21 protein-coding genes are annotated in these 24761 nt (G+C 74.6%); 14 read left to right on the forward strand and 7 right to left on the reverse strand.

Annotation, left to right across the window (positions count from 1 at the left end):
- A complete protein-coding gene (gene glmU / locus HBO46_RS03545; RefSeq protein WP_166136732.1) occupies positions 1-1473 on the forward strand; it encodes a bifunctional UDP-N-acetylglucosamine diphosphorylase/glucosamine-1-phosphate N-acetyltransferase GlmU in 1473 nt (490 codons plus the stop codon).
- A gap of 129 nt (positions 1474-1602) precedes the next feature.
- Complete coding sequence (locus tag HBO46_RS03550; protein ID WP_449866940.1) at positions 1603-2583, forward strand: ribose-phosphate diphosphokinase; 981 nt, start codon at positions 1603-1605, stop codon at positions 2581-2583.
- A 43-nt stretch (positions 2584-2626) separates the two neighbouring features.
- Here the strand turns inward: HBO46_RS03550 and HBO46_RS03555 are convergent, their stop codons facing one another.
- Entirely contained in the window at positions 2627-3406 is a 780-nt protein-coding gene (locus tag HBO46_RS03555; protein ID WP_166136729.1) for a hypothetical protein, read from the reverse strand.
- 343 nt (positions 3407-3749) lie between these two features.
- On the opposite strand from HBO46_RS03555, the gene HBO46_RS03560 reads away from it, so the two are divergent.
- The 4 genes from HBO46_RS03560 to HBO46_RS03575 all read left to right on the forward strand — a co-directional run bounded on the left by HBO46_RS03560 (position 3750) and on the right by HBO46_RS03575 (position 7012).
- A complete protein-coding gene (locus HBO46_RS03560; RefSeq protein WP_166136726.1) occupies positions 3750-4397 on the forward strand; it encodes a 50S ribosomal protein L25/general stress protein Ctc in 648 nt (215 codons plus the stop codon).
- 53 nt (positions 4398-4450) lie between these two features.
- On the forward strand, positions 4451-5044 hold the full coding sequence (pth, locus tag HBO46_RS03565) for an aminoacyl-tRNA hydrolase (protein WP_166136723.1): 594 nt from the start codon (positions 4451-4453) through the stop codon (positions 5042-5044).
- Positions 5045-5344: 300 nt separating this feature from the next.
- On the forward strand, positions 5345-6145 hold the full coding sequence (locus tag HBO46_RS03570) for a 3'(2'),5'-bisphosphate nucleotidase CysQ (RefSeq protein ID WP_166136720.1): 801 nt from the start codon (positions 5345-5347) through the stop codon (positions 6143-6145).
- Positions 6146-6262: 117 nt separating this feature from the next.
- The gene (locus HBO46_RS03575; protein ID WP_166136717.1) at positions 6263-7012 is read left to right on the forward strand and encodes a lytic transglycosylase domain-containing protein; all 750 of its coding nucleotides are present in this window, start codon (positions 6263-6265) and stop codon (positions 7010-7012) included.
- A 5-nt stretch (positions 7013-7017) separates the two neighbouring features.
- On the opposite strand, the gene HBO46_RS03580 is transcribed toward HBO46_RS03575, so the two are convergent.
- Both HBO46_RS03580 and HBO46_RS03585 read right to left on the reverse strand, forming a co-directional pair.
- Positions 7018-7707, reverse strand: coding sequence for a helix-turn-helix transcriptional regulator (locus HBO46_RS03580; RefSeq protein WP_166136714.1), 690 nt, complete (start codon positions 7705-7707; stop codon positions 7018-7020).
- Positions 7700-9106, reverse strand: coding sequence for a sensor histidine kinase (locus tag HBO46_RS03585; RefSeq protein WP_166136711.1), 1407 nt, complete (start codon positions 9104-9106; stop codon positions 7700-7702). Before HBO46_RS03585 ends, HBO46_RS03580 begins: the two co-directional genes overlap by 8 nt.
- Positions 9107-9643: 537 nt before the next feature.
- On the opposite strand from HBO46_RS03585, the gene HBO46_RS03590 reads away from it, so the two are divergent.
- The 5 genes from HBO46_RS03590 to HBO46_RS03610 are packed head-to-tail and all read left to right on the forward strand — an operon-like array spanning position 9644 to position 16067.
- The gene (locus tag HBO46_RS03590; RefSeq protein ID WP_166136708.1) at positions 9644-10351 is read left to right on the forward strand and encodes a helix-turn-helix transcriptional regulator; all 708 of its coding nucleotides are present in this window, start codon (positions 9644-9646) and stop codon (positions 10349-10351) included.
- Between the two features lie 58 nt (positions 10352-10409).
- The gene (locus tag HBO46_RS03595) at positions 10410-11843 is read left to right on the forward strand and encodes a sugar transferase (RefSeq protein WP_166136705.1); all 1434 of its coding nucleotides are present in this window, start codon (positions 10410-10412) and stop codon (positions 11841-11843) included.
- Positions 11843-12298, forward strand: a complete 456-nt coding sequence (locus HBO46_RS03600) for a glycosyltransferase family protein (RefSeq protein WP_191480199.1) — start codon at positions 11843-11845, stop codon at positions 12296-12298. The genes HBO46_RS03595 and HBO46_RS03600 overlap by 1 nt, the downstream gene beginning before the upstream one ends.
- The gene (locus tag HBO46_RS03605; protein ID WP_166136702.1) at positions 12295-12858 is read left to right on the forward strand and encodes a glycosyltransferase; all 564 of its coding nucleotides are present in this window, start codon (positions 12295-12297) and stop codon (positions 12856-12858) included. The genes HBO46_RS03600 and HBO46_RS03605 overlap by 4 nt, the downstream gene beginning before the upstream one ends.
- A 23-nt stretch (positions 12859-12881) precedes the next feature.
- Entirely contained in the window at positions 12882-16067 is a 3186-nt protein-coding gene (locus HBO46_RS03610) for a PKD domain-containing protein (RefSeq protein WP_166136699.1), read from the forward strand.
- 63 nt (positions 16068-16130) lie between these two features.
- On the opposite strand, the gene HBO46_RS03615 is transcribed toward HBO46_RS03610, so the two are convergent.
- Positions 16131-17045 carry a glycosyltransferase family 2 protein gene (locus tag HBO46_RS03615; protein ID WP_166136696.1) on the reverse strand — a complete coding sequence of 305 codons (915 nt, stop codon included), beginning with the start codon at positions 17043-17045 and terminating at the stop codon, positions 16131-16133.
- Entirely contained in the window at positions 17042-18412 is a 1371-nt protein-coding gene (locus HBO46_RS03620; protein ID WP_166136693.1) for an O-antigen ligase family protein, read from the reverse strand. The genes HBO46_RS03615 and HBO46_RS03620 overlap by 4 nt, the downstream gene beginning before the upstream one ends.
- A 166-nt stretch (positions 18413-18578) precedes the next feature.
- Here HBO46_RS03620 and HBO46_RS03625 point away from each other — a divergent pair, with 166 nt between their 5' ends.
- The 3 genes from HBO46_RS03625 to HBO46_RS03635 are packed head-to-tail and all read left to right on the forward strand — an operon-like array spanning position 18579 to position 22323.
- On the forward strand, positions 18579-20210 hold the full coding sequence (locus tag HBO46_RS03625; protein WP_166136690.1) for a Wzz/FepE/Etk N-terminal domain-containing protein: 1632 nt from the start codon (positions 18579-18581) through the stop codon (positions 20208-20210).
- The gene (locus HBO46_RS03630; RefSeq protein WP_166136687.1) at positions 20207-21112 is read left to right on the forward strand and encodes a sulfotransferase family protein; all 906 of its coding nucleotides are present in this window, start codon (positions 20207-20209) and stop codon (positions 21110-21112) included. The genes HBO46_RS03625 and HBO46_RS03630 overlap by 4 nt, the downstream gene beginning before the upstream one ends.
- On the forward strand, positions 21109-22323 hold the full coding sequence (locus tag HBO46_RS03635; RefSeq protein ID WP_166136684.1) for a PQQ-binding-like beta-propeller repeat protein: 1215 nt from the start codon (positions 21109-21111) through the stop codon (positions 22321-22323). The genes HBO46_RS03630 and HBO46_RS03635 overlap by 4 nt, the downstream gene beginning before the upstream one ends.
- A gap of 6 nt (positions 22324-22329) precedes the next feature.
- Here the strand turns inward: HBO46_RS03635 and HBO46_RS03640 are convergent, their stop codons facing one another.
- Both HBO46_RS03640 and HBO46_RS03645 read right to left on the reverse strand, forming a co-directional pair.
- A complete protein-coding gene (locus tag HBO46_RS03640; protein WP_166136681.1) occupies positions 22330-23166 on the reverse strand; it encodes a hypothetical protein in 837 nt (278 codons plus the stop codon).
- The gene (locus HBO46_RS03645; RefSeq protein WP_166136678.1) at positions 23163-24572 is read right to left on the reverse strand and encodes an NACHT domain-containing protein; all 1410 of its coding nucleotides are present in this window, start codon (positions 24570-24572) and stop codon (positions 23163-23165) included. Before HBO46_RS03645 ends, HBO46_RS03640 begins: the two co-directional genes overlap by 4 nt.
- Positions 24573-24761: the final 189 nt, after the last annotated feature.

A 24761-nucleotide genomic window follows, 5' to 3' on the forward strand; every position in this document is an offset into this window, starting at 1 on the left:
ATGAGTCGTGAACTGACAGTCATCGTGCTGGCCGCGGGTGGAGGCACCCGCATGAAGTCCAAGACGATGAAGGTGCTCCACCCCATCTGTGGGCGGAGCATGATCGGTCACGTGCTGACTGCGGTCGCCGGATCCGGTGCGGACCGGGTGGTGACGGTCGTCGGGCACCAGCGTGAGGTCGTCGGACCGCACGTGCAGGAGCTGATGCCGCAGGCCCTCCTCGCCGTGCAGGAGGAGCAGGCCGGCACCGGCCACGCCGTCCGCGTCGCGGTCGAGGCGCTGCTCGCGTCCGAGGGCACGCTCGAGGGCACCGTGCTGGTGGCCTACGGCGACACCCCGCTGCTCGAGGGCGAGTCGCTGCGCGCCCTGGCCGAGGAGCACGAGGCCGCCCAGCGTGCGGTCAGCATCCTCAGCGCCGTGGTGCCCCAGCCGTTCGGCTACGGCCGCGTCGTGCGCGACGACGAAGGGGAGGTCGTGGCGATCGTGGAGGAGAAGGACGCGACGCCGCAGCAGCGGGAGATCGCCGAGATCAACTCCGGGATCCTGGCCTTCGACGCCGAGTTCCTGCTCTCCGCGCTGCCGCGGATCTCCCACGACAACGCCAAGGGCGAGTACTACCTCACCGACACCGTGAACATCGCGCGCGAGGACGGCCTCGCCGTCGGGGCGCTCGTGATCGACGACGTGCTCCAGACCGAGGGCGCCAACGACCGGGTGCAGCTCGCCGACCTGGGCCGGGAGATGAACCGCCGGATCCTGACCCGCTGGATGCGCGAGGGCGTCACGGTGATGGACCCCGCCACGACCTGGGTCGACGCCGACGTGGTGCTCGCCCGCGACGTCACACTGCTGCCGGGGACCCAGCTGCTGGGGACGACCGCCGTGGCCGAGGACGCCGTGGTCGGCCCGGACACGACGCTGAAGGACTGCGAGGTGGGGGAGGGCGCCCGGGTGGTGCGCACCCACGGCGAGCTCGCCGTCGTGGGCGCCGGGGCCAACGTCGGGCCGTTCTCCTACCTGCGCCCCGGCACCGAGCTGGGTGACGGCGGCAAGATCGGCACGTTCGTGGAGACCAAGAACGTCGAGATCGCCGCCGGCGCCAAGGTGCCGCACCTGTCCTACATCGGTGACGCCGAGATCGGCGAGGGCACCAACATCGGGGCGGGCACCATCGTCGCGAACTACGACGGGGTCAACAAGCACCGCACCAAGGTCGGCCGCCACGCCCGCACCGGCTCGAACAACACCTTCGTCGCCCCAGTCGAGATCGGCGACGGCGCGGCGACCGGCGCCGGCACCGTCGTACGACGCGACGTGGCGCCGGGCGCCCTGGCCGTGAGCGCCGGGGAGCAGCGCAGCATCGAGGGCTGGGTCGAGCGCCGGCGCGCCGGCACCGCGCAGGCCGAGGCCGCCCGGGCCGCACGCGAGGCCGCGGAGGCGGCGGGGGAGACCGACGGGCAGCAGCCGGAGTAGCCGGCGCGCGGCGTCCGCCGCGAGAGCCGGCTCACACGTGACGTCTCAGACGCGGACCGGGTTTTGAGGCCGTTCATCTTGGCGGGGCACAATCGTTCCCATCCCCTCCCGGCGATCCAGGAGTCACTTGTGACCGGAATGAAGAAGACCACCGAGAAGAACCTGATGGTCTTCAGTGGTCGGGCACACCCCGAGCTGGCCGAGGAGGTCGCCGGGATCCTCGGCACCGACCTCGTGCCCACCTCGGCGTACGAGTTCGCGAACTCCGAGATCTACGTCCGCTACGAGGAGTCCGTCCGCGGGTGCGACGCCTTCGTGATCCAGAGCCACAAGGCTCCGATCAACGAGTGGATCATGGAGCACCTGATCATGGTCGACGCGCTCAAGCGCGCCTCGGCCAAGCGGATCACCGTGGTGATGCCGTTCTACGGCTACTCCCGCCAGGACAAGAAGCACCGTGGCCGCGAGCCGATCTCCGCGCGGCTGATCGCGGACCTGTTCAAGACCGCGGGCGCGGACCGGCTGATCTCGGTCGACCTGCACGCCGACCAGATCCAGGGCTACTTCGACGGTCCCGTCGACCACCTGATGGCGCTGCCGCTGCTCACCGAGTACGTCCTGTCCAAGTACAGCAGCGAGCAGCTGTGCGTGGTCTCCCCGGACGCCGGCCGGATCAAGGTCGCCGAGCGCTGGTCGGCCAAGCTGGGCGGCGCGCCGCTGGCGTTCATCCACAAGACGCGCCGCACCGACCGCCCGAACGAGACGGTCGCCAACCGCGTGGTCGGTGAGGTCGCCGGCCGCATGTGCGTGCTGACCGACGACATGATCGACACCGGCGGCACGATCGTGAAGGCCGCCGAGGCCCTCATGAAGGAGGGCGCGGCGGGCGTCATCATCGCCGCCACCCACGCGATCCTCTCCGACCCGGCCGTGGACCGGCTCAAGAACAGCCCGGCCATCGAGGTCGTGGTCACCAACACGCTCCCGATCGCCGAGGAGCGCCGCTTCGACAAGCTGACCGTGCTCTCGATCGCCCCGCTGGTCGCCCGCGCGATCCGCGAGGTCTTCAACGACGGCTCGGTGACCTCGATGTTCGACGGCCACGCCTGAGCCCAGCGGCCCACCCGCACCGTCACCAGGACGCCATCGCCACTCAGGCGGTGGCGTCCTCGTGCGTCCGGCGCCGCGCGGAGCGCACGGCGAGCAGGCACCCCAGGGCGACCAGCGCACCCAGGTGGTCGAGCGCGGCGACGGCCACGACGGCGACGCCCACACAGGCCCAGGAGAGCTGCCCGCGGGCCGCCGGCAGCTGGTCGCGGTGGCGCCACAGCAGCAGTGGCAGCGCCAGGGTGCTGAGGAACGCGATCAGCACGAAGACGTCCTGGACCAGTGCGACGTGCCAGTCCTCGCGGATCTGCGCGACCTCGGCCTGCGGCGCGAAGCCGTGCTGCCAGCGCAGGTAGGTGCCGATCAGGAGGCGTACGCCGAGGGCGAGCGCGTGGACGGCGACCACGGCGAACGCCAGCGCCTGGACGCTCCGGGCCAGGTCGGCGGGGCCGGCGGCGGCACGCCAGGCGCTCAGCAGCACCAGGCAGGCGGTGGCGACGAGCATGGCGGGCGCGGCCCCGGTCGCGGCGCCCAGGACGACCATCACCAGCCCGAAGGCCCAGTAGCTGCCGACCAGGCGGTCATCGCCCGCCGTGGCCTCGGCGCGATCGCGGCGGGCAGCCGGCAGCAGGGCGAGCGAGGCCAGCGACACGAGCGCGGCACCGCCCCAGCGCAGCACCAGCGGCAGCGTCGTGTGCCGCTCGGCGTCGCGCGCGGCGCCGTGCTCCGGGACGGTGAACTCGTAGCCGAGCTGGGCGATGAGGACCGCGACCGTGACGAGCGCGACCGGGACGGCGACGCGTGCGAAGACCGGTCGGTCGGACACGACGCCTCCTCACGAGCAGGGCCCGGGTGGCACCTCGAGCGGCTGGGCGGGGGATCACGGCCGGACGCCCGCTGGGTGGTGCCTACCCGCCGACCGTGACCCTCAACCCGGGCGGCCGCGGTGCCTGACGGGTACCCGGGGCGGCACGCGGATTGGGCAGCCGGCGCGACCCGCGCCTAGACTTCTGCAGTTGCCTCGGCGAGGGAGCGCGTCCGGTCCACCGGGCTCGCGGCTCCGTGATCGACAGGGCCGGCTCGTCTCGTGTGCCGCACTGGTGATCGGCGGAACATCTCGCACGGCGACCCCCGGTCCGTTGAATGTCTGCACGCAACAGGAGAGCCGCATGTCCGCCGAGAAGATCACCGCCGAGAAGCGCACCGAGTTCGGCAAGGGCGCCGCCCGCCGGATCCGCCGCGAGCACAAGATCCCCGCCGTCGTCTACGGCCACGGCGCCGACCCGCTGCACGTGATCCTGCCGGGTCACGCCACGATGATGGCGCTCAAGCACCACGGCTACAACGCGCTGCTCGAGCTCACCGTCGACGGCGAGACCCACCTGGCCCTGACCAAGCAGGTCCAGATCGACCCGATCAAGCGCGTCATCGAGCACGTCGACTTCGTCGCCGTCGTCCGGGGCGAGAAGGTCACCGTCGACGTCCCGATCATCGTCACCGGCGACGCCAAGCCCGGCACCCTGGTCGTGACCGAGGCCTCGAGCATCCAGCTCGAGGCGGAGGCCACCCACGTGCCCGAGCAGATCGAGGTCTCGGTCGAGGGCGCCGTCGCCGGCACCCTGATCACCGCCGCCGACCTGCCGCTGCCCCAGGACGTCTCGCTGCTCGTCGACCCCGCGACGCTGATCGTGAACGTGACCGAGCAGGTCAGCGCCGCCGCCCTCGAGGCCGACCTGGAGCAGGCCGAGGCCGAGGCCGGCATCGAGAAGGACGCCCCCGAGACCGAGACCGAGGGTGACTCCGCCGCGGCGGAGTGACGTTCCTCGAACGCCTGATCGCGACGATCTCTACGAAGGGCCGGGACTCCACCGTGACCGACGCACCCGTGTGGCTCGTCGTCGGGCTGGGGAATCCCGGCCCGACGTACGCCGGGCACCGCCACAACATCGGCTACCTCGTGGTCGAGGAGCTGGCCTCCCGGCTGGGATCGTCGTTCCGCGCCCACAAGTCGGGTCGCGCCGAGGTCGTCGAAGGACGACTCGGCGCGCCCGGCCGGCCCGGGCCGCGCGTCGTGCTGGCCAAGCCGCGGTCCTACATGAACGAGGTCGGGGGCCCGGTCAAGGCGCTCGCCAGCTTCTACAAGGTCGACCCCGCGCACATCGTCGCCATCCACGACGAGCTCGACATCCCCTTCGACACGATGCGGATCAAGCTCGGCGGCGGCGACAACGGCCACAACGGCCTGAAGTCCATGCGCTCCTCCCTCGGCACCGGCGACTTCCACCGGGTGCGCGTCGGCATCGGCCGCCCGCCCGGACGCCAGGACGTCGCCGACTTCGTGCTCTCCAACTACTCCGCCGCCGAGCGCAAGCTGCTGCCCTTCGGCGTCGACTCCGCCGCCGACGCCGTCGAGTGCCTGGTCACCGAGGGGCTCGAGCGCACCCAGCAGAAGTTCAACTCCTGACCGTGCGGGCCGTGCTCGTCGATGCCGACGGGGTCCTCCCGCGCAACCCCGACGGGTGGCTGGCCGCGGGCCGCCGGCCTGGGCTGCCACCTGGCCACCCACCAGAATGACGTGCGCGCGGCGTACCTCCTGCACGACGTGGGGTACGCCGACCTCTTCGAGCGCTGCTTCTGCTCCTGCGAGGTCGGCGCCACCAAGGACGACCCGGCGCGGTCTGCTGGCACCTCGACGAGGGGGTCGCCGAGCTGCGCCGTCGACTCGGCCGCGCCGGGGTCCGGCCGTCCCGATAGGCTCCGGGGCGTGAGCTTCGACCCCGGAACCCCGCCGCCCGCCGCCGCCACCGACGACCACGTCCTCGCCACCTGGCTGGCCGAGGCCGCCGGGCGCCGCCTCCTCGAGGTGCGCCAGGAGGGCCTGGAGGGCCGGGAGCTCAAGGACGCCGGCGATCGCGCCGCCCACGAGCTCCTGATGAGCCTGCTCGCCGAGCACCGTCCCGGCGACGCCGTGCTCTCGGAGGAGGGCAAGGACGACAAGGCGCGCCTGGGCCAGGACCGGGTGTGGATCATCGACCCGCTCGACGGCACCCGCGAGTTCTCCGAGGTCCCGCGCGAGGACTGGGCGGTGCACGTGGCGCTGTGGGAGCGCAACGCCGACGGTGGCGACCTGACCGCGGGCGCCGTCGCGCAGCCCGCCCTGGGCGAGACCTTCCACACCGGTGCCCCGCCGGTGGTGCCCCCGTCGACCGCCCCGCGCCCGCGGATCGCGGTCTCGCGCAGCCGCCCGCCGGCCTTCGTGCAGGCGCTGGCCGCGGAGCTGGACGCCGAGCTGGTCCCGATGGGATCCGCCGGGGTCAAGGTCATCTCGGTGGCCCGCGACCTCACCGACGCCTACGTGCACGCCGGCGGTCAGTACGAGTGGGACTCCGCCGCCCCCGTGGCCGTCGCGCGCGCGGCCGGGCTGTTCACCTCGCGCATCGACGGCACGCCGCTGGAGTACAACCAGGACGACGTCTACCTGCCCGACCTGATCGTGTGCCGCCCCGAGCTCGCCGAGCAGATCCTGGCCTTCATCGAGCGCAACGGCGTCACCTCCGCCGGCTGAGCACTCGGCGGCGGGAGCCCGGCTCGCCGCAGGTGGCGGGCCGGGCGATACTGACGCCATGACCCCCGACGACCTCCGGCATCCGCGCCCTCGCGCCGGCGTCGCCGGTCGCTCCCGGTGAGCCCCACGCGCCTCATCGCGACGCTCGCCACGGCACTGGCCGCCGTGGCCGGACTCGGGTGGGCGGGATCCCAGACGGTGCTGGCCGGTCCCGAGCCGGCGCCCGCCACCTTGCAGCCGTACGTCGTCGCGCCCGCGCCCACGACCGCGCAGAGCCCGGTGCTGCCGCCGGACCAGCCGCTCGGCGTTCCCGAGATCGACGCGGCCTGGCTGGAGCGCACCGCCGAGCGGGCCGGCATCCCGGCGACCGCGCTGCGCGCCTACGCCACCGCGCAGCTCGCGGTGGGTCGCACCTGCGCCCTCGGCTGGACGACGCTGGCCGGGATCGGGTGGGTGGAGTCCCAGCACGGCACGATCGGCGAGCGCACCCTGCGCCGCGACGGGCACTCCTCGGCCCCGATCCTGGGGCCGGCGCTCGACGGCGCCGGGGACTTCGCGGCGATCCCGGCGACGCCGGACAGCGCGCGCTGGCACGGCAACGACCGCTGGGACCACGCCGTGGGCCCGATGCAGTTCATCCCCTCCACCTGGCGGACCTGGGCGGCCGACGGGGACGGCGACGGCGTCGCGGACCCCAACGACCTCGACGACGCGGCGCTGGCCGCCGCGCGCTACCTGTGCCACGACGAGCGCGACCTGACCTCCGGCGACGGGTGGTCCGACGCGGTGTTCTCCTACAACCACTCGCGCCAGTACGTCCTCGACGTGCACGACGCGGCGACGAGCTACGCCGAGCGCACCGCCTGAGCCGCTCAGGCGTCGACGCGCCAGCCCACGGAGTTGGCCATGCCGACCGCCGCGAGCTGGGAGGAGACGCCGAGCTTGGAGAGGATGGACTTCACCTGGGTGCGCACGGTCGCCTCGGAGATCACTCCGATCCGGGCGATCTCGCGCACCTGGTGGCCGGCGATCAGGTGACCGAGGACCTGGCGCTCGCGCGGGGTCAGGGAGTTCAGCCGGCCGCGGACGTCCTGCTGACTCGCGCGCTGGTCGCGCCAGGCCTTCAGCAGCTCCTCGCGCTCCTGGGGGTCCTGGACCTGCAGGCCCTGGCTGAGCCGGCGCACCACCGAGAGCACCTCGTTGAGCGGGCGGGTCTTCGAGACCACCCGGCGCGCGCCGTTGGCGACGCACTCGCCCCAGCGGGCATGGTCGTCAGAGGCGGTGACCACCACGACGTTGATGCCCTCCTTGGCCATCGGGGTGATCAGGCGTACGGCGTCGCCCAGCGGGCCGAGGTCGAGGTCGAGCAGCAGGATGCGCGGGCGCAACCGGGAGACGGCGGAGATCGCCGCGGCGGCGGAGGCGACGTCGTTGACGCCGACCCGGCGCACGTCGTACCCGTCGATGGACAGGGCGACCTCGAGCGACTCGGCGAAGAGGTGGTGGTCCTCGAGGATGACCACGCGGGTACGGCGGCGTGGCTGCTGCTGAAGGTTAGGCAACGTCGCTCTCCTCGCGGGCGAGCTCGAGGCCGATCACGAAGGAGGCCCCGTCTCGGTAGGTACGGTCCAGGCGCAGGCAGCCCCCGTCCGCGTCGAGCAGGGTCTGGGCGATGTTGAGCCCGATCCCGCTGCCGGCGGACTCGGGGCGGCGCGCGCCCCACTCGAAGATCGAGTCCGCCAGGTCGGGCAGCACACCGGGCCCGTCGTCGCAGACCCGGATCAGCACCCGGTCCTGCGCCAGGGAGGCCCCGATCTCGACGGTGCTGCCGGGCGCGTGCGCCGCGGCGTTGGCGAGCAGGATGTTGACGACCTCGCTCAGGTGGTCGGGGACCGCGCGGCACCGCAGCCCGCTGGGCGCCCAGCGGACGGTGCGACCCTGGGCGCGGTGGGCCATGACGAGCGGGGCGAGGATCTCGTCGACGTCGACCTCGGAGGCCCCCTCGACCGGCGGCTTCTGCAGCAGGCGGGTCAGCCGGGCGGTCTCCTTCGCGACCATGTGGCCCAGGGAGGCCTTGGAACGCAGCGTCGGACCGGCGGTCCCGGACGTCGCCACCGCAGGGGCGGCCTCGTAGCCGTAGTCGCCGGTGAGCAGCTCCACCGCGGAGGCGATGCCGGCGATCGTGCCCTTCACCTCGTGCAGCTGGGCGCGGTCGGAGCGGGCACGGTTCTCGATGGCCCGCAGCGAGCGGCGCAGGTCGGCGATGGCGCGCAGGTCGTCGCCGATGGCCGCGCAGAGCAGCGCGAAGGAGGCCGAGCAGACCGTCGCGGTGGCGACGAACCCGCTCACCAGCCCGATGATCGGGGCGGCGACGGGGACAGCCTCGAGGCGGCCGACGGTCAGCGACACGATGAAGAGCAGCAGCCCGAGCTGGAGCCGCAGCGCCGCCCACCGGGGGAGCGGCATGCGGGCGAGGCCCGCGACGATCGGCAGGCTGAGCAGGCCCAGGGCGATCGCCCCGATGATCCGTCCGGTGGTGGACAGCGGGAGCTCCCAGCCGATCTCGGCCACGGCGACATGGGCGCCGGCGAGCGCGACGCCGACGCCCAGGCCGAAGGCGGCCGGATCGGCGAAGACGGGAACGGTCTCGGAGAAGCCCAGGGTGATCGCGACGATCGAGACGACGATGAGGTCGGTGGCCAGCACCCAGGCGTCCTGCCCGGTGCCGGCGCCGCCCAGGTGCAGCGCCGCCAGGACGAGCACGTGCGCGGCGATCACGATGGTGCAGGCGGTCAGCCAGGCGACCGGCTGGCTGTCGGTGATGCGCCAGTGCAGGTAGAGGAACAGCGCCGAGACGACGAGCGCCGGCGCGAAGACGAGGCTGGAGGCGACGGCGAGCTCGTCGAACGTGCCACGAGACGTCGTGGCCTCGATGACGACGAGCGGCACCGCGAGAAGCACGCACACCACCAGAGCGCCGCCCCATCGGGACGAGCCGCTCGATCCGGTACTACCTGATGACACTCCTACCCCCCGCGCCCTTTCGTCCGTCGGGGCCGAGACGGCCCCACGGTGTTCTCCCTCCCGAGAACGAGCTCTGTCTGCTCGCCGGGCCGATGCTTGTGTTCCGCGTCACGGCGCTCCACAAGGATCGCCCCCGCTTACCCGTTATTGGTGAAGAACGGACGGAGCGAAACCTCTCGGGGCGCAACATTTACCTTCCGGGGAAGGTCATGACACGGTTGCGAGCGCCCCGGGCAGAGGGAGGGCGAGGGGCAGGAGGGGAAGAGGGAGGGCAGGGACAGGGGGAGCCGGCGTACTCGACGCGCCCCCAGCGTGGATCGGGGGGCGGGGACCCGGCATCCCCAAATTCAGGGCTCTCCTCGCCGTGCGGGCACCGGCGTCGCCCGCCGGTCCTGACGATGCGCCCATGCCCGTTCTCGGCCTGTCCAGCCGGTCTCCCGTGAGCCGTGCCGCCACCGAGCGGGACGGTGTGCGATGAGCAGCGTCGTCGTCGTCTCCGACCAGATGCTCGTCGCCGAGACCATCCGGGCCGCCCTGGCCACCCAGGGCTGGGACGTGCGGTTGGCCCGCTGGCCCGAGCGTGCGGGCGGTCCGGTGCCGATCCCGCCGGGCACCGCCCTCGGCGTGCTGGTGAGCGACCTCGAGCCCGCCGAGCGGCTCGAGCGGGCGCAGCGGATCCTGGCGGCCTGGCCGGGTCGCTGGCTGGTGCTCACCGGGGCGCCCCGCGGTCCCCGCTGGGGTGCGGTCCTCGACGCCGATGCGCTGGGCGTGCTCGGCGCCGACATCGGCCTGGAGGAGCTGTCCGCCGTGCTGCGACGGGCCGTGGGCGGGGTCCGCCCGATGGACCCCGCCGAGGTCAACCGGCTGCGGCACTCGTGGCGTGCGGTGCTGGCCGAGCAGCGCGAGCTCGCCGAGCGGATGCGGCGGCTCACCCGCCGCGAGCTCAGCATCCTCGGCCTGCTGTACGCCGGCGACAACGTCGCGCGGATCGCCACCCAGCTCGGTGTCTCCGAGGCGACGGTGCGCAGCCAGGTGCGGGCCGTGCTGCGCAAGCTCGCGGTGAACTCCCAGCTGGCCGCCGTGGCGGCGTACGCCTCACTGGTGGACGAGCGGCGGGATTCGGCCGGCGGTGGCGGCACTACCCAAAATCTGGCAAACGCCCCTGCGGTCCAGCGGCCGTGACGACCGCGATGAACCAACCTTCGAAGCCTGTCCCAGTCCGCACCGCAGGAGGCCCCTCGTGAGCTCGATCGCCGATGCCCAGGCACTCGACACGCAGCCCTTCTCGGCGACCGCCGTCGAGGCGGTCGCCGGGCCCCTGATCGACGTCGATGCGGCGTCCCCCGAGCGCCGCAACCACGCGGCACTGGCCGCGGGAGGCGAGGTCGTGATGGTCCTGGCCGCCGGCTCGCTGGCCGCGCTGGCGCTGGCCGCGGACCCCCTGGTGGCGGTCGCGATGCTCGTGGCGGCGGGCGCGAGCGTCGTGCTGAGGGCCCGGACCGCGGCGCGCTGCGGCTGGCTGGAGTCGCCCGGTGGGGCCCGCGCCGCGCTCACGGTGCTGCTGACCGGGGTCCTCACGGCATGGATGGTCGGCGCCACCGCGGTGGCGCCGATGCTGGGACTGCTGGCCGTCATGACCGCGGTGTCCGGGCTCACCCGCGCACTGGCGCGTCTGGGGCGGCCGCCGCTGCGGGTCGTGCTCGCCGGCGACGCCGCCGTGGTCGCCCGTACCGCCCTGCACTGGCGTGCGCGTGGTGACGTGGAGGTCGTCGGCGCGGTGATCGTGCCTGACGACGACCGCGACTCGCCGGCGCTCGACGTGGTCCTGCCGCTGCCGGTCTCCGCCGACCCGTGGGCCGCCGCCACCTGGCGTGCGGACACCGTCGTGCTGCTCCCGGGCGGCGCCGTCGGCCCGCAGACCCTGGAGCGGCTGTGCTGGCGCTTGGAGTCCAGCCCGGTGCGCGTCGCGGTCTCCTGGGACGGACTGCTCGACGGCGTGGCCCCTCACCGCCTGCGGACGGGCTGGTCGGGCGGCAGCCCCTTCGCGGTGGTCGACCGCAGCCGCGCCCCGCTCGCCGTCCGCGGCGCCAAGGTGGCCTTCGACCGGGTGGTCGGCCTCGGCCTCCTGCTGCTCGCCGCACCGGTGCTGGCGACGCTGGCCCTGGTCGTCCGGCTGGACTCCCCGGGCCCGGCGTTCTTCCGCCAGGTCCGGGTGGGCAGGAACGGGCGCCGGTTCACGATGTACAAGCTGCGCACGATGGTCACCGACGCCGAGGTGGTGCGCGCCAGCCTCGCGCACACCGACCAGGGCGCCGGAGTGCTGTTCAAGATCCACCGCGACCCGCGGGTGACGCGCGCCGGCCGGGTGCTGCGCCGCACCTCGCTCGACGAGCTGCCGCAGCTGTTCAACGTGGTCCGTGGCGAGATGTCGCTGGTCGGGCCCCGGCCGGCCCTGCCCGGCGAGGTGGCGGCGTACGACGACCGGACCCGGCGCCGGCTGGCCGTGCGCCCGGGCCTGACCGGCCTGTGGCAGGTCAGCGGCCGCTCCGACCTCGGCTGGGAGGAGTCGGTGGGGCTGGACCTCAGCTACACCGACAACGTGACCCTCGGGCGCGACCTCGGCATCTGCCTGCGCACCGTGCGTGCGGTGACCAGCCGGCGCGGGGCCTACTGATGGCCACCGAGGTCCTGCTGATCACCTCCCAGGGCGGCCACCTGGCCCAGCTGCTGACGATGCGCGGGTGGTGGAGCGGACGCGACCGGCTCTGGGTCGCCCCCGACACCGCCGATGTCGCCGACCGGCTGGCCGGCGAGCGGATCGTCCACTCCTGGTCGCCGACGACGCGCCACCTGCCCAACCTGGTGCGCAACGCCGTCCTGGCGCTGCGCGTGCTGCGCCGCGAGCGCCCCGCGCTCGTGGTGAGCGCGGGTGCCGGGGTCGCGGTGCCGTTCTTCGTGGTGGCGCGGGCGATGGGGATCCCCACGGTGTTCATCGAGGTCTACGACCGCGTCGACACCCCCACGATGACCGGGCGCCTGTGCGGGCCGTTCACCACCCGCCGCATCGTGCAGTGGGAGGACCAGCTCGCGTTCTACCCCGACGCCCGGCTCGTGGGGCCGCTGCTGTGAGGGCCACCGTCCTGGCCCTCGTCGGTACCGACCACCACCCCTTCCACCGCTTGGTCGACTGGGTCGACGCGGCCGCCGTGCGCCACCCCGACGTGCGCTTCGTCGTGCAGCACGGCGCCGCGGCCCCGCCGCTGGTCGCGGAGGGGCACAAGTTCCTGTCACACGCCCGGTTGACCACCGAGATGACGCGGTGTGCCGCGGTCGTCTGCCACGGCGGCCCCGGCACGATCATGGACGCGCGGGCCGCGGGACACGTGCCGCTCTGCGTGCCGCGCGACCCCGGACTGGGCGAGCACGTCGACGGCCACCAGCTCCGCTTCGCGCGGCTGGTCGGCGCGGCCGGGGTCGTGCGCGCGGTCCACGACGCCGCGGACTTCCAGACCACGCTCGACACCGCCCTGCTCGACGGCCCCGGCCTCCGGGCCGTCCGCACCTTCGAGGAGAGCGCCGCCACGATCCATGCCCGCGCCGCCCTCGCCGAGGAGCTCGACCTCCTCCTCGACGCGTCCCGTCGCCACGGGCGCCCCGGCTGGCGGCGCCGTCCGCACGCGCTTCGCTGATCCTCCGCCACGAAAGGCCCGCCATGCGTTCCACCAGCCTGCCCTCCGGGGGCGTCTCCGGTCCACGTCGCACCCGCTCGCGGGCCGCACGCGCCCGCCGGGCCCTGGGGACCCTGCTCGCCGGTGTCCTCGGGACCGGGTCGCTGCTCGCGGTCGGTGTCGCCGCCGCCCCGCAGGCGCTCGCCGCCGAGCGCGACCAGCGCCTCAGCGGGGTCACCTCGCCGATGTGGCAGACCAACAACAACGTCGAGGCGATCGCTGTCTCCAACGGGGTGGTGTACGCCGGCGGCACCTTCAACCGGGTCCGCCCGCCGGGCGTGGCCGTGGGCGGCGCGGGGGAGGTCACCCGCACCAACCTCGCCGCGTTCGACACGAGCAGCGGCGCCCTGGTCACCAGCTTCAACGTGACCCTCAACGGCCGCGTCGACGACATTGCGATCTCCCCGAACGGCTCGCGGATGTACATCGTGGGGATGTTCACCTCCGTCAACGGCCAGACCCGCAACCGGGTCGCGGCGCTCAACCTGCCCTCGGGCACCCTCGCCACCGGCTTCACCGCCAACGCCAACGCCACCGTCATGGCGGTCGCGGCCTCGGCCACCGGCCTCTACGTCGCAGGCGACTTCACCTCGATCCGTGGCGCCGCCAAGTCCCGGTTCGCCTCGCTGGACCCCGCGACCGGGGCGCTGCGGGCCGGGTTCACCGCCGACCTCGACGCCCGCGGCCAGGCGATCGAGATCGCGCCCGACGGCAGCCGGGTTCTGGTCGGCGGCGAGTTCGCCACCGTCAACGGCACCACCACCGGCGCGATCGCCTCGGTCGATCCGACGACCGGCGCGCTGGCGACCTGGGAGGCCAACACCACCCAGCCGATCAACATCAACTGCAAGGCCCGCGTCACCGACATCGTCTCCTCGGGGAGCACGGCGTACGTCACCGCCGAGGGCGACCCGCCGGGCTGCTACGAGGGCACCTACGCGGCCCGGATCAGCGACGGCGAGCTGGAGTGGAACAGCACCTGCCTGGGCGCCTCGATGGGCCTGGCCGTGCTCGACGGGGTGCTCTACAAGGCCTCCCACCAGCACGACTGTGCGTTCAACTACGGCGACGCCCGCGGCGGCTACGTCGGCGGTACCTCCCGCGACGGGTTCATCTGGTGGCGCCTGGTCGGGCAGGACGTCGAGGACGGCTCGTTCGTGCACTGGTCGCCCAACACCAACGCCAGCACCGGCACCAGCCCGGTCGGCCCGCGCGTCCTGGCCACCGACGGGTCGCAGATGTTCGTCGGCGGCGACTTCAGCCGGGTCAACAACGCAGCGCAGCAGGGGCTGGCGCGCTTCGCGCCCGGCAACGGCTCGGCGCCGGACAACCCGCCCGCGCCCACCGTGCAGGCCAACGCCGCCGGCGGGCTGACCGTGCAGTGGCCGGCCGTCATCGACAAGGACAGCGGCACGCTGACCTACCAGCTGCTGCGCGGCAACACGGTCGTCAACGAGCAGACCGTCGAGTCCTATCCCTGGAGCCGGCCCACGATGCGCTTCGACGACACCGGCCTGACCCCCGGCGCGACGTACGCCTATCGGCTGCGGGTCAGCGACGGCACCCGGACGAGCGCCAGCTCGCCCTCGACGAGCGGGACCGTGCGCGCCAGTGTCCCACCGGCGTACGCCGACGTGGTGCGCTCGCTCGGCGCGAACCTGTACTGGCGCGCCGGGGACCTCGGCGGCACCCTCGAGGACAGCGCCAACGGTGGCGGCTCCCCGGGGGAGAAGGTCGGCGGCGTCGCCACCACCCCCGGCGCGATCGCCGGTGACGGCGCGGTCCGCCTCGACGGCGCCACCGGCCACCTCACCTCCCGCGACCCGCTCGCGCTCACCCCGACGTTCACCCAGTCGGCGTGGTTCAACACCACCTCGATCACCGGCGGCTCGCTGCTCGCGGTGACCGACGCCAAGACCGGGGTCGGCACGCTGTCGGACCGGGCGGTGACGATGGACAACAACGGCAACGTCGTGTTCTCGGTGCACCAGCCGCCGCGCGCCGGCAGCCCGGACCCGCTCGGCCCGCGGCTCAACAACGTGCGCCTGCAGGGCCTGACGTTCAACGACGGGCGGTGGCACCAGGTGGTCGCCACCTGGAGCGGCACCGTGGCCTCGCTCTACGTCGACGGGATCCTGCTGGGGACCTACGAGGGGACCGCGGGCGGGCTGACCCAGGGCTACCAGCGGGTCGGCTACACCGACCTCACCAACGAGCAGGCGGTCTTCGGACGCAACTTCTACGCCCAGAAGTGGCCGCTGACCGAGCACTTCAACGGCGCCATCGACGAGGTCGCGACGTTCCCGACCGCGCTCACCGCGGCCCAGGTCCAGGAGCTGTGGGCGGCGGGCGTGGCCGGCGGGAGCGGGGGCGCCCCGGCGAACCGTCCGCCGGTCGCGGCGTTCTCCTTCACCACCGACGGGCTGACCGCGACCCTCGACGCGGGCGCGTCGAGCGACCCCGACGGCACGGTCGCCTCCTACCGCTGGGACCTCGGCGACGGGAGCACCGCCGGCGGGGCGACCGCGTCGCGGACCTTCGCCGCCGCGGGGACCTACCCCGTGACCCTGGTGGTCACCGACGACGACGGTGCGTCCACCGAGCTGACCCGCTCGGTCACGGTGAGCGCGCCCCTGCCGCCGGCCACGAGCGTGGTCGTCGAGAGGGGCGTGACCTGGGCCTGGCGCTACGCCGCCGGCGCCCCGCCCACGGCGTGGAACACCACGACCTTCGACGACGCGACGTGGAGCCGGGGAGCCGGCTCGCTCGGGTTCGGCACCACCACCACGCTGGGCACGAACATCGACACGTTCGCGACGACGGCCGAGCGCCCGCTGGCGGCGTACTTCCGGCGCAGCTTCACGGTCGCCGACGCGACGAAGGCGGTGCGTCTGTCGTTGGAGACGGTCGCCGACGACGGGGTGGTGGTCTACGTGAACGGCACCGAGGTGGCCCGCGCGAACATGCCCGCCGGGCCGGTCACCTCCACCACCTACGCCACCTCCGCGCGCAACAGCACGGTGGCGAACGCCGACCCGCTGCTCGTCACCGTGCCGGCCGCGCTGCTGCGCACCGGCACCAACGTGATCGCGGCCGAGACCCACGTGAACTTCCGGGCCACCCGGGACCTCGGCTTCGACCTGCGGGCGACGCTCACCAGCAACCCCTGAGCCGCCCGACGACGAGGGCCCGGTCATCGACCGGGCCCTCGTCGTACGTCGCGACGCTGCGCGCTAGATCCCGCGGCCGCGGTGGTGCAGCGCCTCCATCACCCGGTCCGGGGTGACGGCGCGGGCGGCCACGGCGAGCGCCAGCATCGCGCGCGGCTCGACGGGGTTGCGCCGCATCGAGCGGCCGGCCCAGCCGAGCGCCTCACGGCGGTGCCCCATCGCGGCGTGGGCGAAGGCGATCTGGCCGTGGATGCGCGAGGAGCCGCGGGAGGAGGACTCGAACTCGGGGTAGCGCGCGAGCAGCCAGGAGAGCCCGGCGGCCATCGTCTCCCAGCGGCGGAAGAAGAACGACTGGGTGCCCCAGCGCACGACGGCGAGCGGCTCGGGGACGTTGAGCACCGGGTGGGCGCGCGCGCAGCGCAGCAGCAGCTCGTAGTCCTCGCCGAAGCCGCCGGGGACCTCCTCCTCGACGAGACCGACGGCGCCGCGCAGGGCGGCCGTGCGGGCCACGAACGTCGAGGGGTGCAGCTCGGTGTGCCGGTCGGCCAGCAGCGCCTCGAAGCCGACCTCGGTGGCCGCCAGCACCCGGTCGTAGGTGCCCCCGTCGTAGGCCACGGTGATCCCGCAGCAGACGAGCACCGCGTCGGGGCGCGCGGCGAGCGCGGCCACCTGACGCACGAGCTTGCCGGGCAGCCACAGGTCGTCGTCGTCGCAGAACGCGACGAGCTCGCCGTGGGCGGCCTCGATGCCGGTGTTGCGCGCGCCCGCGAGCCCGGGGCGCCGGGAGTTGGCGATCGTGCGCACGCTCACGCGGCCGTCGTCGCTCTCCAGCATCGGGTCGGGCTCGGAGCGGTCGGCGACCACGACGATCTCGAGGGGCCCGGCGTAGTCCTGGGCGCGCACCGAGGCGATCGCCTCGCGCAGCATCTGGGGTCGGTCGCGGGTGGCGATGACCACCGTGACGAGGGGAAGGCTCATGCGCGCTCCGGTTCGGGTGAGGGGTGGGGTCGGTGCCTCCCGGGCGGCCGGTGCCGGCCGGGTGGGGCGGGGTTCGTCGAGGCGGGGTCGGCGCCACGCAGCCCGAGGGCCGCGGCCACCATCAGCAGCGGGAGCCCGTAGGGCAGGGCGCCGTAGTAGAAGAGCTCCACGGCACCGACCAGCAGCGCGGTGCTGCACGCGAGCCCCACCGGGTCGCGGCGGCGCAGGGTGCCGAGGAAGGCCAGCGCGAACCAGCCCAGGAAGCACAGCGTCGCCACCGGGCCGTGGGAGACCAGCACCATCCAGACCTGGCCCTGGGTGCCGACCGGGACGCCGGCCTCGCCGAGGGTCGCCACCGGGGCGCCGTGGCCGAACAACGGGGACTCCGGCACCAGCTCGAGGGCCTGCGCGTAGAGCGCGGCGCGGTCGTCGGTGCTGGTGGCGTCGGCGCTGGTGCTCAGCCGGGTGCCCTGGCGCTCCTCGACCGGCAGCGCGTGGAAGAGCGCGAACGCCACGACGCCCAGCGCGACGATGGCCGCCACCGTGGGGAGGTGCCGGGCGAGCAGCGCGCGCAACCCGACGTACGCCGCCGCGAGGGCGACGCCGAGGAACATGCCCCGGTTGAGGGTCAGCAGCGCCGGCACCGCCGAGGCGGGCAGCAGCGCCAGCAGCGGCCAGAACCGGCGTTGGCCGCGCACCTGCCACAGATGGACCAGGACGAAGGGGAGGAGCAGCGAGTACACGTTGCCCCAGTTGTTCGTGTAGAGGAACGGCGCGCTCGGGCGCGGGGCGACCTGGAGGAAGGAGTCGGGGTTGAACTGGCTCAGGCGGCGCACGACCATGTGGCTCACCAGCTCGTTGGCGAGCAGGGAGTCGGGCAGCACCCGGGCGAGCGGGGTGCGCAGGACCGCCGCCGGCATCAGCAGGCCGAGGAACCCGCCGAGCACCGTGTAGACCCACCACAGGGTCAGGCAGCCGCAGACCACCCGCTCGGTGAGGCGGTGCCGGGCGTTGTAGACGTAGACGAGCAGCACCGTCCCCGCGACGTACAGCGCGAGGCGGTAGCCGAACCCGATCAGGTCCCCGGCGGTGCTGAGCATGATCGCCGAGGCCGCGCACCAGGCCACGAACAGCAGCCAGACGCCGAGGCCGCGGGGTGCGCGCACGGTGTCGGCGCGGCCCAGCAGCAGTGCCATCACGAGGGCGGCCGGGACCCACACGAGGTCGAGCACGCCAACGACCCACCACAGCGGGAGGCCGGCGAACAGCACCACGACCGGCCAGGCGGGCAGGTCCGCGGCGGCGCGGCTCCCCGGCCCGGCCGGACCGGTGACGGGCAGGGCCCGCGTCGGGGAGGGACTCGACATGTCCCGGATCCTCCGGTGGCGCTCCCGGCGCCGGGGTCCGGCCCGGCGCCGTATACCCCATCTGGGGGATACGGCTCCGGAGCGCTCGGGGGCGGTCCGGCCCGCTCCCTACCGTGGGCGCATCGCCGGTCCGTGGGGGACGGTCGTCTCGAGCTTGGAGTCCTAGATGCATGCTGGTCAGGCAGTTCCGGATCCGTGGGGGCTGGGTCGCTACGCCCGGGTGCTGCGCCGGCGCTGGGTGGTGCTGCTGGTGTGCGCGGCCCTGGGCGCCGGCCTCGGCGCGGCGTACGCCGCCCTGCGCCCGAGCACGGCGACCGCCGCGGCGATGGTCAACCTCAACGTCATCTCCCAGGACCCCTTCGACCTCCAGCGCGAGCCCTCCGGGCTGATCGACGCCCAGACGGAGGTGCAGACCGTCCGGTCCTCCGAGGTCGTGTCGCGCGCGGCGGAGAAGCTGGGCGACACCACCCCGGGCGAGCTGCGCAGCGGACTGCGCGCGGAGGTCTACCCCGATGCCACCGTCCTGCGGCTGACCTACACCGCCGGCAGCGTGCAGGAGGCGGTCGCCGGGGCGGACCGGATCGCGGTGGAGTTCCTCGCCTATCGCGGCAACCTCGCCCGCCAGCGGGTGGCCAACGCCGTGGAGCAGCTCAGCCGGCGCCGCGACCTGCTGCGCGACGACGTCCTCGCCGCGACCCGCGAGATCGCCGAGGCACCGCCGGGCAGCCGGGCAGCCGGCGCCGCGGCCCAGGAGCGCGACATCCTCAACACCGAGATCGAGGAGCTGCTGCTGCGCATCGGCGCGCTCAGCGCCATCGAGACCACCGGCGGCACGGTGATCACCACCGCCAGCGACATCGGCGCCACCACGGGTCAGTCCCCGGCCGTGATCGTGGGCGGGGGACTGCTGGCCGGGCTGCTCCTCGGCCTGGTGCTCGCCTTCGCCCGCGACGCCCTCGACGGACGGGTCCGTGACGAGGAGGACCTGGTTGCGGCGGGCTCCGCACCGCTGCTGGCCACGCTGCCGCAGGACCTGCACCTGCCCGCGCGCGGCGCCGAGCAGGACGCGCTGCTGCGCGTGTGGCAGTTCCTCGGTGCGGCGCTCGCCGCCCGGGCGACCCCCGCGGAGGAGCACCGGGTGCTCGCCGTGCTCGACGCCACCGGTCGCGACGACGCCGAGGCCGGCCTGCCGACCCTCGGCGCCGCGCTCACCCTCGCCGCCGCGGGGCAGGACGGCGGCGCGGAGCTGGTGCTGGTCGGCGTCCCGCAGCACCGGATGCGGACGCTGGCCACCGAGCTCCACCTCGAGCCCGATCCTGCGGTCCCGGCCGGCGACCCGGCGGCCGGCACCGTGAGCTACCGCTCGACGCGGCACCCGCAGCTGCGGGTGCGGTGGCTCGACCCGCACGGCGGCGAGGCCGGCGCGCTGAGCCGCTTCGGCGACGCGCTCACGCAGCGCGAGGCGCTCGCGGCCCGCACCGTCGTGTGCCTGGGGCCCGCGGCCGGCTCCGCCGGCCGGATGGTCGCGGCCCGTGTCGCCGACGCGGTGCTGGTCGTCACCCGCACCGGGCGCACGCGCCGCGCCGACCTGGCCGCCGCGGTCGCCGACGTCGTGGCCGTCGAGGGGCAGGTGCTCGGCACCCTCGACGTGCACGGACGCGCGCGACCGGACCGGGAGCACGCACGGGGGCGTCGCGGCGCGCCCACCGACGACGAGTCGTCCGCTGCCCCCGCCTCGCCCGTGGACGCCGCCGGCGACGCGGGCGCGACCGGCGACGCCGTGAGGACCCGCGCATGAGCACGGCTGCCCGCACCGGTGCCGGCCTGAAGGACACCGCCCCGCGCTGGATCAAGGACGTCGCGGACCGCACCACCCGTGCGTACGGCGTCGCGACCTCGCCGTGGCGACCCGCCCCGGACTTCCTGGTGATCGGCACCAAGCGCGGCGGCACCACCTCGATGTTCGACTACCTGCTCCAGCATCCCGGGCTGCTCGGGCTCTACCCGCAGGTGCGCGGGAAGAAGAGCACCGACTACTTCTTCCGTGAGACCCACCGCGGCGAGCGGTGGTACCGCTCGCACTTCCACGCCCGCCCCTACCGCGCCGTGCTCGGCGCCCGGCTCGGCCACGCCCCGCTGGGCGGGGAGGCGTCGCCGTACTACGTGTGGGACCCGCGGATCGCCGCCGAGGTGCGCCGGGTCGCCCCCGGGGTGCGCAGCATCATGCTGGTGCGCGACCCGGTCAAGCGGGCCTGGTCGCACTACCAGGAGCGGGTCGAGAACGGCGTCGAGCCGCTCGGCTTCGCCGACGCGCTGGCGGCCGAGGAGGACCGCACCGCCGGTGAGCTGGAGCGGATGGCGGCGGACCCGAGCTACTACGGCACCGCCCACGACTGGTACTCCTACCGCGCCCGCGGGGTCTACCTGCCGCAGATCCGCAACTGGCTGGCCTCCTTCCCCGCCGAGCAGCTGCTGGTGCTGCGCAGCGAGGACCTGTACGCCGACCCGCAGGCGGTCCTCGACCGGACCTGCGCGTTCCTCGGCCTGCCGCCGGCCCCGCTGAGCCGCACCTCCGGGCTCAACGCGAGTCGGCCCCGCGACTCCATCCCGTCGCGCGAGCGCGACCGGCTGGCGGAGTTCTACGCCCCGCACAACGCCGAGCTCGAGCAGTTCCTCGGCCGTCCGCTGGGATGGACGTGAGGGCCGGGCGCCACCGGACGCGGGTGCGTGGCCTGGCCCGGACACTGGTGCCCGTCCTGGCCGTGGTGCTCCTCGCACCCGTCGTACCCGGTGTGCACGGTGTGCCCGGCAGCGCGGCGGCGCACGCGGCGACCGCGGTCGCTGCCCCGGCGGCGAGCGCGGCCAGGATCACCGTGCCCCGATCGGGGAGCCCGGGCAAGGTCCGGCGCAGCTGGCAGGTCGACGGCCGGGTGATGGCCGTGCGGATCAAGGGCGACCTGGTCATCGTGGGCGGGGAGTTCCGCAACGCGATCGCCCCGAACGGGCGTCGGGTGGCGGCCCGCAACCTCGCGGTGTTCCGGCTGGGCAACGGCCGCTTCGTCGCCGGCGCGGTGCCGGGCACCGACGGCGTCGTGCGGGCCCTGGAGACCCGCGGCCGCTGGCTGTGGGTGGGTGGCTACTTCGAGCGGGTCGGCGGCCTCCCACGCACCGGCCTGGCCAAGATCGACCTGAACACCGGGCGGGTGTCGCCCGGGTTCGACGCGGGCCTCAACCACGGCGTGCAGGCACTGGCCCGCGGAGCCGGGGGCCTCCTGGCCGGCGGCCGGATGACCCGCGTCGGCGGGGTCGAGCAGAGCTGGCTCGCCCGCCTCGCACCGGCGACCGGTCGCCTCGACGAGGCGTTCCGCCCCCAGCTCGACGGTCCGGTCTTCGCCCTCGGCGTGGACAAGGTGAGCGGCCGGGTGTGGGCCGGCGGCGCCTTCGAGCAGGTCGAGGGAGCCGCGCACGACAGCATCGTGGCCCTCGACCTCGCCACCGGTCGGGTCCGCGGACGCCAGCTGGCGCGCTCGGGCGGTGACGTGCTCTCGCTGCAGGTGACCTCCCGCGGCAGGCGGGTGCTGCTCGCGGACAACTTCAACGTGCTGTGCTCGTGGTCGGTGCCGACCGGCGCCCGGCAGTGGCGCGTGGCGGCTGGCGGCGACGTCCAGGCGGTGCGGGTGCGCGGCTCGCTCGCCTACTTCGGTGTGCACGGCGGCTTCGGCGGCCAGCGTCGCGCCAAGCTGCTGGTCGCCGACGTCGGCACCGGCCGGGTGCGCTCGTGGCGGCCGGGGATCCCGGACTTCTGGGGTATCTACGCCATCGACGTCAGCCGCCGCGGCCTCGTCGCCGGCGGCCGGATCACCAAGGTGGCCGGCGTCCCGGCCCGGGGCTGGGTGCGCCTCCTGCCCTGACCGCCCTCACGGGTAGGCGACGTACGGCGCCGCGACCCGCCCGTTGAACTGGTCGGTGGCATTCGGCAGTGGCTTGCCGTCGAGCCCGACCTTGCCGCCGACCGTCAGCGGGGTGGCAGGGTCGAAGCGCACGTCTCCGACGAAGCCGCTGATGTGGCTGGCGAACGAGCGCGGCGTGTCGTCGGCGGGCAGCTGGGTGACGTAGACGGCGAGCTCGCCAGGGGTGAGCTCGCAGCGCAGGTGGTACCAGGTCCCGGGCAGCACCCGCTCGCTGGCGTGCACCACGAGGGTGTCCTCCGAGCCGGTGACCGTGCACCCCGGGCGGCGCTGGTCGAGCTCGGCCTTGAAGAAGCCCGGATCGTTGGACAGCCCGCGTTGGACCAGGTTGTCGCCGTTGTCGACGGCACTCGTGCCGGTGGCGCGGTCGACGCGGAAGTCGGCACCCCAGACGAACGGGCGGGTCCCGGGCTCCAGCAGGTCGCGGGAGCCGACGGGGCTCACCGCGACGATCGCCCGCGGGTACGGGGCAGGGTCGGGGGAGAACGCCGGGAGACGCAGTGCCGGGTCGCCGCCGGGGCTGGTGCCGCGCACGGTCATCCGGCCGCCGTCCAGGGAGAGCGTCCGCACCGTGACCTCGGCCGAGCCGCGCTGCTCCGCCCGGCCGGCGGCGTTGGCGCCGAGCAGCACCACGGAGTCCGCCGGGGCACGGGCACGGGTCGGGGCCAGCGGGGTGCCGCCCGCCCCGGCGGGGTCGGGGACCACCGTCGAGGAGGCGCAGGCGGGCACGGTGAGCAGCCCGGCGAGCGCCGCGGCGGCGGGCCCGCGGGAGCGGGCGGCCCTCATCGGGACGCCCGGGTCGAGGAGTCGGCGGCGGAGCCCGCGAGCAGGTCGCGCGCCCCCGTGAGCAGCGCCGCCACCTCGTCGGGGCGCACCCAGTCGTCCTCCCAGCGCTCCGGGCGCGACGGGTCGAGCGGGTCGCCGGTGGCCAGGGCCAGGCCCAGCGCCCGCTCCGCGATCGTCGCGGCCCACAGGGCGGCCACGCCCGCGTCGCAGGCGCGCGGCAGCGCCGCCGCGCGCAACAGGTGCCCGGCGTCCGCGAGCAGGGCGGCCGGCGTCGCGGCGGACAGGCGCTCGCCGCGCTCGCGGCGCACCCCGGCGTACCAGTGCAGCGCGTCGAGCCCGGCGACCGCGTCGGGCTCGCTGGACTCCCAGTCCCAGCACCACAGCGTGCCGGCGCCGTCGCGGGCGACGTTCCACGGCGTGAGGTCGCCGTGCCAGCGGGTGGTCACCGGGACCTCGGTGGGCACCCCGGCGAGGGTGTCGAGCAGGTCGCCGGTGAGCGCCAGGAGCGGACGGGTGGTCGGGCTGGGGGCGCCGAGGGCGTCGAGGCGGCGGCGCAGGGCGCGGAACTGCCCGGTCGCGGCGATCGGGGCGAGCCGGTCGCGCGGGCACAGCACCGCCAGCTCCTCCGCCGAGGGCGCCGGCACCGGGCCCCGGACCGCCCGGACGTCCAGCGGAAGCGGTGCGGTCACGACGTACGGCTGGGCCCCCAGGGTGCCCGACGCGAGCGGGCGGGGGACCCGGACCCGGCCGTCGTACGGCCCCTGCTCGAGCGCGGCGGTCTCCGCGCGGATGCCTGCGGCGCTGGCGGCGTCCCAGCCCAGCTTGGCGAAGCCGCGGGGACGACCCTCGGGGTCGACGAGCTGGAGGGTGGCCTTGCGGTTGGCGCCGGTCCGCACGCCGATCGAGGCCAGCAGCGGCCCGGCCCCGAGGACGCCCTCGAGGATCCCGAGCGGAAGCCTGCCGTCGGCCCCGCCCGTCGCGTCACCCGTCGCCTCGCCGGTTCCGGCATCGGGCTCGTCGGGGACCTGCACCGAGAGCCGCGGGAACGGCATCCCCATCCGGGTGGTGACGGCGGCGCCGAGCACCGAGCGCTGGAGCGCGGTCGCCCCCGAGCGCAGGCCTCGGTAGTTGAGCAGCGCCCCGCGCAGGGCGGCGCTGGGCACGTCGGGGAGCAGGATGCTCGCGCGGGAGATCGAGGGCAGCACCAGGTAGCGCTCGACCTCGTGCCAGCCCGGTTCCGGGGCGTGGCGGGAGAGGCGCAGCCGGCCCGCACGCAGCGCGGGTCCCCACAGCTGCTCGGCGACGTGGGCGAGCGGGCCGTCGAGGTCGGGTGCGAGCCCGGGGACCCCGGGCGGCGAGGCGGTGTCGGTGGGCGAGGACGGGGCAGGGGCGGCAGGCCTGGTCACGTGCGAGGTCTCCGAGGGGCGAGGGCGAGCGTGGATCCTCAGGCTGGGCGGGGTCGCGCACCGGCCGCGGCACCCTCGGGACGACGTACCCAAATCGGGGTAGCGGGTGCGGCCCTGCGCGAGCCCCCGCCGGGCGGCGGGCGACAGTGGGCCGGCGACCTGCCCGGGGGGTGGGTCGTCCGAGGAGGG

This window comes from Nocardioides ochotonae, from assembly GCF_011420305.2.
Taxonomy (GTDB): domain Bacteria; phylum Actinomycetota; class Actinomycetes; order Propionibacteriales; family Nocardioidaceae; genus Nocardioides; species Nocardioides ochotonae.

Coding starts and splice junctions, on each gene's coding strand:
- HBO46_RS03560 (WP_166136726.1), top strand. CDS start 3,750: ATGTCCGCCGAGAAGATCACCGCCGAGAAGCGCACCGAGTTCGGCAAG.
- HBO46_RS03610 (WP_166136699.1), top strand. CDS start 12,882: ATGCGTTCCACCAGCCTGCCCTCCGGGGGCGTCTCCGGTCCACGTCGC.
- glmU (WP_166136732.1), top strand. CDS start 1: ATGAGTCGTGAACTGACAGTCATCGTGCTGGCCGCGGGTGGAGGCACC.
- HBO46_RS03590 (WP_166136708.1), top strand. CDS start 9,644: ATGAGCAGCGTCGTCGTCGTCTCCGACCAGATGCTCGTCGCCGAGACC.
- HBO46_RS03620 (WP_166136693.1), bottom strand. CDS start 18,412: ATGTCGAGTCCCTCCCCGACGCGGGCCCTGCCCGTCACCGGTCCGGCC.
- HBO46_RS03625 (WP_166136690.1), top strand. CDS start 18,579: ATGCATGCTGGTCAGGCAGTTCCGGATCCGTGGGGGCTGGGTCGCTAC.
- HBO46_RS03630 (WP_166136687.1), top strand. CDS start 20,207: ATGAGCACGGCTGCCCGCACCGGTGCCGGCCTGAAGGACACCGCCCCG.
- HBO46_RS03615 (WP_166136696.1), bottom strand. CDS start 17,045: ATGAGCCTTCCCCTCGTCACGGTGGTCATCGCCACCCGCGACCGACCC.
- HBO46_RS03600 (WP_191480199.1), top strand. CDS start 11,843: ATGGCCACCGAGGTCCTGCTGATCACCTCCCAGGGCGGCCACCTGGCC.
- HBO46_RS03640 (WP_166136681.1), bottom strand. CDS start 23,166: ATGAGGGCCGCCCGCTCCCGCGGGCCCGCCGCCGCGGCGCTCGCCGGG.